The organism is Streptomyces sp. NPDC057271 (genome assembly GCF_042668715.1).
Classification (GTDB): Bacteria; Actinomycetota; Actinomycetes; order Streptomycetales; family Streptomycetaceae; genus Streptomyces.
The window spans coordinates 34,059-45,389 of the sequence record NZ_JBHUYJ010000017.1; the positions used below are offsets into that span (position 1 = coordinate 34,059).

At 70.8% G+C, this 11,331-nt stretch carries 10 protein-coding genes; all 10 read right to left on the bottom strand.

What is annotated here, in order from left to right:
• Nucleotides 1–36: 36 nt before the first annotated feature.
• Nucleotides 37–1,383: an MraY family glycosyltransferase gene (locus ACFUJR_RS11265; RefSeq protein ID WP_383165255.1), complete on the bottom strand. Its 1,347-nt coding sequence runs from the start codon at nt 1,381–1,383 to the stop codon at nt 37–39.
• A 107-nt stretch (nt 1,384–1,490) separates the two neighbouring features.
• Nucleotides 1,491–2,738 (bottom strand): serine hydroxymethyltransferase, encoded by a 1,248-nt coding sequence (glyA, locus tag ACFUJR_RS11270; RefSeq protein ID WP_383165252.1) that lies wholly within the window; start codon nt 2,736–2,738, stop codon nt 1,491–1,493.
• Nucleotides 2,739–3,019: 281 nt separating this feature from the next.
• Entirely contained in the window at nt 3,020–3,664 is a 645-nt protein-coding gene (locus tag ACFUJR_RS11275; RefSeq protein WP_383165249.1) for a protein-tyrosine-phosphatase, read from the bottom strand.
• The gene (locus ACFUJR_RS11280; protein WP_361599495.1) at nt 3,661–4,308 is read right to left on the bottom strand and encodes an L-threonylcarbamoyladenylate synthase; all 648 of its coding nucleotides are present in this window, start codon (nt 4,306–4,308) and stop codon (nt 3,661–3,663) included. Before ACFUJR_RS11280 ends, ACFUJR_RS11275 begins: the two co-directional genes overlap by 4 nt.
• Before the next feature lie 233 nt (nt 4,309–4,541).
• Nucleotides 4,542–5,387: a peptide chain release factor N(5)-glutamine methyltransferase gene (prmC, locus tag ACFUJR_RS11285; protein ID WP_383165244.1), complete on the bottom strand. Its 846-nt coding sequence runs from the start codon at nt 5,385–5,387 to the stop codon at nt 4,542–4,544.
• A 36-nt stretch (nt 5,388–5,423) separates the two neighbouring features.
• Nucleotides 5,424–6,500 carry a peptide chain release factor 1 gene (gene prfA, locus ACFUJR_RS11290; protein ID WP_383165241.1) on the bottom strand — a complete coding sequence of 359 codons (1,077 nt, stop codon included), beginning with the start codon at nt 6,498–6,500 and terminating at the stop codon, nt 5,424–5,426.
• Between the two features lie 98 nt (nt 6,501–6,598).
• Nucleotides 6,599–6,817 (bottom strand): 50S ribosomal protein L31, encoded by a 219-nt coding sequence (gene rpmE / locus ACFUJR_RS11295; RefSeq protein WP_046909139.1) that lies wholly within the window; start codon nt 6,815–6,817, stop codon nt 6,599–6,601.
• 121 nt (nt 6,818–6,938) lie between these two features.
• A complete protein-coding gene (locus tag ACFUJR_RS11300; protein WP_383165238.1) occupies nt 6,939–8,084 on the bottom strand; it encodes an LCP family protein in 1,146 nt (381 codons plus the stop codon).
• Between the two features lie 202 nt (nt 8,085–8,286).
• The gene (gene rho, locus ACFUJR_RS11305) at nt 8,287–10,344 is read right to left on the bottom strand and encodes a transcription termination factor Rho (protein ID WP_383165236.1); all 2,058 of its coding nucleotides are present in this window, start codon (nt 10,342–10,344) and stop codon (nt 8,287–8,289) included.
• Between the two features lie 384 nt (nt 10,345–10,728).
• Nucleotides 10,729–11,331: homoserine kinase (locus ACFUJR_RS11310; protein WP_383450329.1), on the bottom strand; the 603-nt coding region annotated here is incomplete at its 5' end.

An 11,331-nucleotide genomic window follows, 5' to 3' on the forward strand; every position in this document is an offset into this window, starting at 1 on the left:
GGTTTTGTCTGGTAGTGCGGCTCGATATGACATTCGTCAACTCGGCGTTCCGGCCTTCCGCCGGTCGGTGAAGCGCGAACGGTGGCCGATGGCGGTGGACCCGTTGACCCCCGCGGGCACCGGTACGCGCTCCTCCGCCGGCTCCTCGACGGCCGCGGCGACCGGAGCGGCGCCGTCCGAGCGCGTGCCCGGCCGGCCTCCGCGGCGGCCGGCCCCGCGGCGCCGGTAGCGCGGCGGGACGAAGGACTCCGCCCAGCGCGGGGCGCGCGGTGTGAAGCGCGGCAGCAGGAGCAGCACCAGGCCGATGGCGCTCAGGAACACGACCCCGAGCACGATCCACATCGACGTGGAGTGCACCGAGTACGCGAGCGTCCCGAAGGCGATGAGCGCCGACCAGAAGTACATGATCAGGACGGCCCGGCTGTGCGAGTGCCCGATCTCGAGGAGTCGGTGGTGCAGGTGCCCGCGGTCGGCGGCGAACGGCGACTGACCGTTCCAGGTACGGCGGACGATGGCCAGGACCAGGTCGGCCATGGGGATCGCGATGATCGTCAGCGGCAGCACGAGCGGGATGAAGACCGGCAGGGCGGCGTGGGTGGCCTCACGGGTCGAGCCCTCGAAGAGCTTCAGCACGTCCGGGTCGACCTGGCCGGTGATCGAGATCGCCGAGGCGGCCAGGATCAGACCGATCAGCATCGAACCGGAGTCGCCCATGAAGATCCGGGCCGGATGCATGTTGTGCGGCAGGAAGCCCAGGCACATGCCCATGAGGATCGCGGCGAAGAGCGTCGCGGGCGCGGCGGCCTCGATCGTGTAGCCGTACCAAAGGCGGTACGCGTACAGGAAGAAGGCCGCGGCGGCGATGCAGACCATGCCGGCGGCCAGTCCGTCGAGGCCGTCGACGAAGTTCACGGCGTTGATGGTCAGGACGACCAGGGCCACGGTCAGGAGCGTGCCCTGCCCCTTGGTGAGCGCGACCGTGCCGACACCCGGGATCGGCAGCCACAGGATCGTCAGACCCTGCATCACCATCACACCGGCGGAGATCATCTGCGCGCCCAGCTTGATCAGCGCGTCCAGCTCGAACTTGTCGTCGAGGACACCGATCAGCCAGATCAGGGCGGCGCCGGAGAGCAGCGCGCGGGGCTCGTTGGAGAGCTCGAAGACGCTGTTGAGGTTCTGCAGGTGGTCCGCCACCAGCAGGCCGGTGCACAGGCCGAAGAACATGGCGATGCCACCGAGCCGCGGAGTCGGTTCTCGGTGTACGTCTCGGGCACGGATCTCCGGCATCGCCCCGGTCGCGATGGCGAACTTCCGCACCGGACCGGTGAGCAGATAGGTCACCGCGGCCGTGACACAGAGCGTCAGCAGGTAATCACGCACGGGCTGCCCCACAGGAATCGCTGGCCATCTCAGCCCCACACCCTAGCCGTGCCGTCCATGTGCTTGAGGACATACGTCCCGGCCGGATGGTTGCGCTCCGGCGTTCCTCACCGTCCATACGGGGGAAATCGCCCGGCAAGGTCACGTACTTCCGCCCGTACCCGGGCCGTCTCCCGCGGTTCGTCCCGTAGCGCGATCGTGAACAACGAGGCGATCCGCGCCATCTCCGAAGCGCCCATTCCCTGGGTGGTGACGGCGGCGGTTCCGAGACGAATCCCACGTCCGTCTCCGTACGGCAGGGCGCAGGTGTCGAGGACCATGCCGGCGGCGGCGAGGCGCGAGCGCGCCGTGCGGCCGTCGACGCCGAGGGGGGCGGGGTCGGCGGTGATGAGGTGGGTGTCGGTGCCGCCGGTGGTGAGCGCGAAGCCCTCGGCGGAGAGCGCGTCGGCGAGGACGCGGGCGTGGGCGACGACCTGATGGGCATACGTGGTGAAGGCGGGGGTCGACGCCTCGCCGAAGGCGACCGCCTTGGCGGCGATCGTGTGCATCTGGGCGCCGCCCTGCGTGAACGGGAAGACGGCCCGGTCGACGCGGTCGGCCAGCTCGGCGCCGCAGAGGATCATCCCGCCGCGGGGACCGCGCAGGACCTTGTGGGTGGTGGCGCAGACCACATCGGCGTACGGGACGGGGTTGGGCGCCGCTCCCCCGGCGACGAGCCCGATGGGGTGGGCGGCGTCGGCGATGAGATAGGCCCCGGCCTCGTCGGCGATCTCGCGGAAGATCGCGTAGTCGATATGGCGCGGGTAGGAGATGGAGCCGCAGACGATCGCCTTGGGGCGGTGGTGGCGGGCGAGGGCGGCGACCTGCTCGTAGTCGATCAGACCGGTCTCGGCGTCGACGCCGTACGGGACGAAGTCGAACCAGCGGCCGGAGAAGTTGGCGGGTGAACCGTGCGTGAGATGGCCGCCGTGAGGAAGTCCCATGGCGAGGACGGTGTCTCCGGGCCTGAGAAGGGCCGCGTACGCCGCCAGGACGGCCGACGAGCCGGAGTGGGCCTGGACGTTCGCGTGCTCGGCTCCGAAGAGCGCGGTGGCCCGGTCGACGGCGATCCGCTCGGCGGCGTCGGCGAACTCGCAGCCGCCGTGATGGCGGGCGCCGGGATACCCCTCGGCGTACTTGTTGGCGAGCGGGGAGCCGAGGGCGGCGAGGACGGCGGGCGAGGTGAAGTTCTCGGCGGCGATCAGCTGCAGACTGTCGGCCTGCCGGCGCACCTCCCCGAGCAGCACATCGGCGATCTCCGGGTCCTGACGGCGCAGGACGTCGAGATCCTCTTCGGGTGGAGCGGTGACCGGCATCGTGGGCTCCAGGCGGCGCGTGGGCTGGCCTTCAGCTCCAATGTAGGCGCGCGGGCACGGGTTTGCCCGGTGTTCGCCCGGACCCTGGGCCGTATGGCTCTGCCGGCGCGCGGGGCTACCGTCGGCGCCCCGGTCAGGGCGCCACCACGGGGGCGGGCGCCGTGCCGAGCTCCCTGCCCCGACGCACCCCTCGCACTGCCCGGCCCCTGGGGACCTTCCCCGGCGTCGGGCCGCCCCGTCGGCCTCCGGCCGACGGACGTGCGGAGCACACGTCGCACACCTCAGCGTCGCGCGGGAACCCCGGTCAGGGCCGTCACGACGGGGTCGAGCGCCGTGTTGATCTCCTCGCCGATCGAGCGGAAGAACGTGATCGGCGCACCGTACGGGTCGTTGACCTCGTCGGCCTCCGCGCTCGGGGCCAGGAGCCACCCGCGTAGAGCCGCCGCCGCGCGCACCAGCGCACGCGCGCGTTCGACCATGCCGTCGCCCAGGGGGTCCGGCAGCGTCGCGGGGTCTATCGCGCGGACGAGACGGGTGAACTCCTTCAGGGTGAAGGTGCGCAGGCCCGCCGAGTGGCCCATCGAGATGACCTGCGCCCGGTGGTCGCGGGTCGCCGTCAGGACCAGGTCCGCGCGGATGACGTGCTCGTCGAGGAGCTCACGGCCGACGAAGCCGCTGTAGTCCGCGCCGAAGTCGGCGAGGACCAGCTCCGCGTTGGCCTCCATCGGGGCCCCCTCGTGGCCCCAGGTGCCCGCGCTCTCCACGATCAGGCCGCCGCCCCGGGGGTCGCCCAGGCGGTCGCTCAGGGCATGGCGGGTCAGCCGCTCGGTGATCGGCGAGCGGCAGACGTTGCCGGTGCTGACGTGGAGGATGCGGAAGGAAGTGCTCTCGTGCCCCGCTATGCCACGCCCCTCAGGGGCGGTCAATTGGCCACCTCGAGGTCGGGTACGACCTTCCGGAGTTCCTCCGCGGAGAGCGCCCCCGCACGCAGCAGTACCGGCACCTTGCCCGTCACGTCGACGATCGACGACGGGACGATCCCCGGCGTCGGACCCCCGTCGAGGTAGACGGAGACCGAGTCGCCGAGCATGCCCTGTGCCGCGTCGCAGTCCTCGGGCGACGGGTGCCCGGTGAGGTTCGCCGAGGAGACCGCCATCGGGCCGACCTCGGTGAGCAGCTCGATCGCCACCGGGTGCAGCGGCATCCGGATCGCCACCGTGCCCCGGGTGTCGCCCAGGTCCCACTGCAGCGACGGCTGGTGCTTCGCGACGAGCGTGAGCGCGCCGGGCCAGAACGCGTCGACGAGCTCCCACGCCTGCTCGGAGAAGTCCGTGACGAGCCCGTGCAGCGTGTTCGGGGAGCCGATGAGGACGGGCGTGGGCATGTTGCGGCCCCGGCCCTTGGCGTCCAGCAGGTCCGCGACCGCCTCCGAGCTGAAGGCGTCCGCGCCGATCCCGTACACGGTGTCGGTGGGCAGCACGACCAGCTCGCCACGGCGCACGGCGGACGCGGCCTCGCGCAGCCCGGTCGCGCGGTCGGTCGCCTCGTTGCAGTCGTATCGCCGAGCCATTTAGCGGGCCTCCTCGTTCTTGGTCACTCGGTTCTCCCCCTGCCTTCGGGGGCACCCCCACGGAGCGCTCAGGCGTCCGCCGACGGTCGACCGTGCTCGGTCGCTCGTTCCTCGCGCCCTCCGCGTTCCCGCTGCCTTCGGCGGGAGGTCCCCCCACTCCCTTTCGACGCCCGCGCGCTCCTCCGGCTCACTCGTTCCGGGAGTGGCGAGCGGTCGTGTCACACACCGGGACGTCACGGCGTGGCCTTGCGGGCGGTCGCGAAGCGCGGGCGGTTGTTCAGGTCGGGGTGGTCGGCGGCGTCGGTCCAGCCGGCCTCCTCGTTGAAGATCCACGGCACCTGGCCGCCCTGGGTGTCCGCGTGCTCGATCACGACGAGGCCCCCCGGACGCAGCAGGCGGTGCGCGGTGCGCTCGATGCCGCGGATGGTGTCGAGGCCGTCCTCGCCGGAGAACAGCGCCATCTCCGGGTCGTGGTCACGCGCCTCGGGCGCCACGTACTCCCACTCGGTGAGCGGGATGTACGGCGGGTTGGAGATGACCAGGTCGACCTGGCCGTCGAGCTCCGGCAGCGCGCCCAGCGCGTCGCCCTGGTGGACCGTGACGCGCGAACCCTCGGCGTTCTTGCGGGTCCACACCAGCGCGTCGTCGGAGAGTTCGACCGCGTGCACGCGCGAGCGCGGCACCTCCTGCGCCATCGCGAGCGCGATCGCGCCCGAACCGGTGCAGAGGTCGACGATCAGCGGCTCGACGACGTCCATGGCCCGTACGGCGTCTATGGCCCAGCCGACGACCGACTCGGTCTCCGGCCGGGGCACGAAGACGCCCGGCCCCACCTGGAGCTCCAGATAGCGGAAGAACGCCCGTCCGGTGATGTGCTGGAGCGGCTCGCGCGCCTCGCGGCGGGCGACCGCCTCCCAGTAGCGGGCGTCGAAGTCCGCGTCCTTGACGTTGTGCAGCTCCCCCCGCTTGACGCCGTGCACGAACGCGGCGAGCTCCTCGGCGTCGAAACGCGGTGAGGGAACGCCGGCGTCGGCCAGCCGCTGGGTGGCCTGGGCCACCTCGGCAAGCAGCAGGTTCACGCTGGTCCTCCGTGGTGCGGGTGGGGCTGACAAGTCCTACGCTGCTGCGAGCTTGGCGGCGGAGTCGGCGTCGACGCAGGCCTGGATCATCGCGTCCAGATCGCCGTCGAGCACCTGGTCCAAGTTGTACGCCTTGAAGCCGACGCGGTGGTCCGAGATCCGGTTTTCCGGGAAGTTGTACGTACGGATCTTCTCGGACCGGTCGACGGTGCGGACCTGGCTGCGACGGGCGTCGGCGGCCTTGGACTCCGCCTCCTCCTGTGCGGCGGCGAGCAGCCGGGACCGCAGGATACGCATCGCCTGCTCCTTGTTCTGGAGCTGGCTCTTCTCGTTCTGGCAGGAGGCGACGATGCCGGTCGGCAGGTGGGTGATGCGGACCGCGGAGTCGGTGGTGTTGACGGACTGGCCGCCGGGGCCCGACGAGCGGTACACGTCGATGCGCAGGTCGTTGGCGTGGATCTCGACGTCGATCTCCTCGGCCTCGGGGGTCACGAGGACACCGGCCGCGGAGGTGTGGATCCGGCCGGCCGACTCGGTGGCGGGCACGCGCTGCACGCGGTGCACCCCGCCCTCGTACTTCAGCCGTGCCCAGACGCCCTGGCCGGGCTCGGTCGCGCCGTTGCCGCCCTTGGTCTTCACGGCGACCTGGACGTCCTTGTAGCCGCCGAGCTCGGACTCGGTGGAGTCGATGATCTCGGTCTTCCAGCCGACGCGCTCGGCATAGCGCAGATACATCCGCAGCAGATCGCCGGCGAAGAGGGCGGACTCGTCGCCGCCCGCGCCGGCCTTGATCTCCAGGATGACGTCCTTGTCGTCGCTGGGGTCGCGCGGGACGAGCAGCAGCCGCAGCCTGTCGGTCAGCTCCTCGCGCTGCTTCTCCAGGTCCTTCACCTCGGCCGCGAAGTCGGGGTCGTCGTGCATCAGCTCGCGGGCGGTCTCGATGTCGTCACCGTTCTGCTTCCAGGAACGGTAGACGGCGACGATCGGGGTCAGCTCGGCGTAACGCTTGTTCAGCTTGCGCGCGTTGGCCTGGTCCGCGTGGACCGAAGGGTCAGCGAGCTTCTTCTCGAGATCGGCGTGCTCGCCGATCAGTTCCTCGACCGCCTCGAACATCGGGGGCTCCTGGTTCTCGTACGAACGGACTGCGGGGACGGCAAAGCGCCGGTCCGGTACCCCCAGCGGGAGCGACCAAGGACCGGCGCAGTGACGTGCTACTTCTTGGCCGCAGCCTTGCCGAAGCGGGCCTCGAAGCGGGCGACGCGGCCGCCGGTGTCGAGGATCTTCTGCTTGCCCGTGTAGAACGGGTGGCACTCGGAGCAGACCTCGGCACGGATGGTGCCCTCGGTCAGGGTGCTACGGGTGGTGAACGACGCGCCACAGGTGCAGCTGACCTGGGTCTCGACGTACTCGGGGTGGATCTCGCGCTTCAAGGTGTCTCCTAGTTTCGGGAGGGCACCGGGTCGCCGTGCGGATTGCACCTGCGTGAACCGGGGCCGACGTACCAGTCTGCCAGGACCGGCCGTATCTCCCAAAACCGGGTCCCGGGTGAAACTATTCCGAGGCCGTGGTGGGCTGTCCCACGACGCCGTCCGCCTGGCCGGTGGCAGCGCCCTTCGTGGCGGAGGCGGGAATGGGCCGGTCGCTCTTGAGGGCCTGCCAGACCTGACGCGACCGGGCCTCCAGAGGCAGGACGCGGTTCGGGTCGGCGGGGTCGTACTCGACCGGCATGGTGACCATGTGGACGTCCTCGGCGCCGAGCCCGGAGAGCCCCTGGGCGAAGCCCATCAGCTCGTTGACGGAGTCGAGCTCCGAGTCGGGCGTGATGGCCTTGGTGGCGGTGTCGGCGACGTCCAGGAGCTTCTTGGGGTTCGTGAGGACGCCGACGTCCTTGACCTGGTCGATGAATGCCTTCATGAACGCCTGCTGGAGCTGGATGCGGCCGAGGTCGCTGCCGTCGCCGACGCTCTTGCGGGTACGGACCAGACCGAGGGACTGCTCGCCGTCCAGGGTATGCGTGCCCGGGTCGAGGTCGAGGTGGCTCTTGGGGTCCTTGATCGCCTTCGTCGTGGTGATCTCGACGCCGCCGAGCTTGTCGATCAGCTTCGTGAAGCCGGTGAAGTCGACCTCGACGTAGTGGTCCATGCGGATGCCGGAGAGCGACTCGACGGTCTTCACGGCGCAGGCCGGCCCGCCGACCTCGTACGCGGTGTTGAACATGGCCCGCTTGCCGGCGGGGACGGCGGTGCCCCGCTCGTCGGTGCAGGCGGGGCGGTCGACGAGGGTGTCGCGCGGGATCGAGACGACGCTCGCCTTCTTGTGGCCCTCGTAGACGTGGAGGACCATCGCGGTGTCGGACCGGGCGCCGCCCTCGTCCTTGCCGTAGGCCCCGTTGTCGCCGGACCGGGAGTCGGAGCCGAGGACGAGGATGTCCATCGAGCCGTTGTCGACGTTCTTGGGCCGGTCGGTGCCGAGCTGGGCGTTGATGTCCACGCTCTTGAGGTTGCCGTCGAGCTTGAAGTAGACGTATCCGAGCCCGGAGCCGCCGACGACGACGAGCGCGGCGGCGCTCCAGACGGCGACGGTCAGCGCGCGGCGGCCCTTGGCGGGCTCCTTGCGGCGGCGGCCGCTGCCTCGGCGTCCCCCCACCTCCCCTGGGCGTAGGGGGAATATTCGACCGCCCTTGCTCTGCTCGCTCATCTCCCACCTCAGGTCTTCGCTTCACCTTCTGTGACGGCGAAGCGCCCGAAAGGGTTGCATATGAACCTGTGAGGTTTCGCAGAGCGACGGACCGCAACGCACGGCGCCCACCGTGCCGGGGCACGATGGGCGCTGTGTTCGTCCAGGTCACGGCAGGGTTACGGCCTCTGGACCGACCCCCGCCGTGTCACTGACGTCTCCGTCAGTCGTTGTTCCCGCCAGGCGTCGTCTTCTGGATCTGGAGCAGGAACTCGCCGTTCGACTTCGTCTGCTTCATCTTGTCGAGAAGCAGCTCGATCGCCTGCTGCTGGTCGAGCGCGTGGAGCACGCGACGCAGCTTCCAGGTGACCGCGAGCTCGTCGCTGCCGAGCAGGATCTCTTCCTTACGCGTACCCGAGGCGTCGACGTCGACGGCCGGGAAGATGCGCTTGTCGGCGAGCTTCCGGTCGAGCTTGAGCTCCATGTTGCCGGTGCCCTTGAACTCCTCGAAGATCACCTCGTCCATGCGCGAGCCGGTGTCGACCAGCGCGGTGGCCAGGATGGTCAGCGAGCCGCCGTCCTCGATGTTGCGCGCCGCACCGAAGAAGCGCTTCGGCGGGTAGAGCGCGGTCGAGTCGACACCACCGGACAGGATGCGGCCGGAGGCCGGGGCGGCGAGGTTGTACGCGCGGCCCAGGCGGGTGATCGAGTCGAGCAGGACGACCACGTCGTGACCCAGCTCCACGAGACGCTTGGCGCGCTCGATGGCCAGCTCGGCGACCGTGGTGTGGTCCTCGGCCGGACGGTCGAAGGTCGAGGAGATGACCTCGCCCTTGACCGACCGCTGCATGTCGGTGACCTCTTCCGGACGCTCGTCGACCAGGACGACCATCAGGTGGCACTCGGGGTTGTTGTGCGTGATCGCGTTGGCGATCGCCTGCATGATCATGGTCTTGCCGGTCTTCGGCGGGGCCACGATCAGGCCTCGCTGGCCCTTGCCGATCGGCGACACGAGGTCGATGATCCGCGTGGTCAGCACACCCGGGTCGGTCTCCAGGCGGAGCCGGTCCTGCGGGTAGAGCGGGGTCAGCTTGTTGAACTCCGGGCGGCCGCGGCCGGAGTCGGCGGCCATGCCGTTCGAGGAGTCCAGACGCACCAGCGCGTTGAACTTCTCGCGGCGCTCGCCCTCCTTCGGCTGACGCACGGCGCCGGTGACGTGGTCACCCTTGCGCAGGCCGTTCTTGCGGACCTGGGCGAGGGAGACGTACACGTCGTTCGGGCCGGGCAGGTAGCCGGAGGTCCGGATGAACGCGTAGTTGTCGAGGATGTCCAGGATGCCCGCGACGGGGATCAGGACGTCGTCCTCGGAGACCTGCGGCTCGCCGGTCGCGAAGTCGTCACGGCCACGACGGCCACGACGGTCGCGGTAGCGGCCGCGACGGCCACGGCGGCCGCCCTCGTCGTCGAAGTCGTCCTGCGGGCCGCCCTGCTGGCCCTGCTGGCCACCCTGACGCTGCTGACGCTGGCCTCCCTGGCCACCGCCCTGCTGGTCGTCGCCCTTGCCGCCACGGTCGCGGCGGTCGCGCTGACGGTCGCCGCGGTCACGGCGCTCCCCGCGCTCGCCGCGGTCACGGCGGCCGCGGCCCTCGGCGGTGTCGGCGGCGGACTCGGCCTTGGCGTCGTCCGTACGGGACTCGGTTCGGGAGTCCGTCCGGGTCTCGGCCTTGGCCTCGGTCTTCACGGCCTGGGAGGACTCGGCCTTGACGTCGCCCTCCGGGCTGCCGGCCGGGGCCGTGGCCCGACGGCGGCGGCGCTCACCGGCCGGCTGGTCGTCGGTGGGGGCACCTCCCTGGTCGAGCGAGGCCGAGACCTTCGGGGAGGGCTGGCCGGGGATGTCGATCTGCTGCTGGGCGACGGCCTTCTCGGCCTTCTCCGCCTTGGGAGCAGCGGTCTCGGCGGCGCCCTCGGCCGTACGGGCCTTGGAGGTGGCGCGGCGCTTCGGCTTGGTCTCAGCCGTGTCGGCGGCGGCCTTGGCGGGGGCTCCGCCTCCGGCCTGCGCCTCCTTGATGACCTCGATCAGCTGGCTCTTGCGCATCCGCGCGGTGCCCCTGATGCCGAGGCCGGACGCGACCTGCTGCAGCTCGGCCAGGACCATGCCCTCGAGGCCGGTGCCGGAGCGGCGGCGCCGTGCGGTGGTGCCAGTGGCAGCACCTGCGGCGGGCGCGGAGGTGTCGACGGGGTTGTCGGCAGTCACGCCCATCAGATCGGTGGTGTCGCTCACGAAGGGTCCTTCCCTGGAGCGGACGTCGGCCATCTGGCTCGGCGACCGGTTGTGCTGTCCGACGGCGGTCTGGTTTGTGGACCGTGTCGGGGCGGTGGTCCCGCCGGGTACGGCGGAGGAGGAAAAAACGTGCTGTGGGTCCGGCCCGAGGCCCCCTGCTCGGCCCTCACATGGAAAGAGCGAGGGGTGTCGTGCCGGTTCCGGAGCGTGCTCGAAACTGCTCAGGCGGGCTGCTCAGGCAGTTGGGGAGGCTCCCGGAAGAATGGGTGGTCCCTGATGGGGACACTCCGCACCGCGCCTCGAAAACGTCGGGTGCAGACTTGAGGTTAACACTACCGGCTCCAACAAACATTCCCCCTCTCCCTCACCGGCAATCACGCGTCCCTACGGCGCGAGCGGCAGAACACTCGCTCCGGACGCATCGAGGTCGAGCCGGTTCGCGGCCCATCCCTCGCCCGCCAGTCGGGCGACCTTGTCGGCCGACCCCTGTTCGGCCAGCGCGAGCACCGTGGGGCCCGCGCCGGAGATGACCGCGGGGACTCCGTCGGCCCGCAGCCGGTTCACAAGGGCGATGCTCTCGGGCATCGCGGGAGCCCGGTACTCCTGGTGCAGCCGGTCCTCCGTGGCCGCGAGCAGCAGCTCGGGGCGGCGGGTGAGCGCCTCCACGAGGAGCGCGGCGCGTCCGGCGTTGGCCGCGGCGTCGACGTGCGGGACGGTACGCGGCAGCAGACCGCGGGCGGTCTCGGTCAGTACGGGCTTACCGGGGACGAAAACCACCGGAACGATGGAATCGGAAGGATCCATCCTGATCGCTCGCGCGGCACCGGACTCGGTCCAGGCGAGCGTGAAGCCGCCGAGCAGACAGGCGGCGACGTTGTCGGGGTGGCCCTCGATCTCGGTGGCGAGCTCGAGGAGGGCCGCCGGGTGGGGGGGGGTGTTGCGGTGGGTGGGGAGGGGGAGGGGGGGGAAGGGGGCGGGGACGAGCGA

Excerpts from the sequence above, each read along its gene's own strand:
- glyA (WP_383165252.1), bottom strand. The coding sequence starts at position 2,738 with ATGCCGGTCACCGCTCCACCCGAAGAGGATCTCGACGTCCTGCGCCGT.
- ACFUJR_RS11280 (WP_361599495.1), bottom strand. The coding sequence starts at position 4,308 with ATGGCTCGGCGATACGACTGCAACGAGGCGACCGACCGCGCGACCGGG.
- prfA (WP_383165241.1), bottom strand. The coding sequence starts at position 6,500 with ATGTTCGAGGCGGTCGAGGAACTGATCGGCGAGCACGCCGATCTCGAG.
- ACFUJR_RS11300 (WP_383165238.1), bottom strand. The coding sequence starts at position 8,084 with ATGAGCGAGCAGAGCAAGGGCGGTCGAATATTCCCCCTACGCCCAGGG.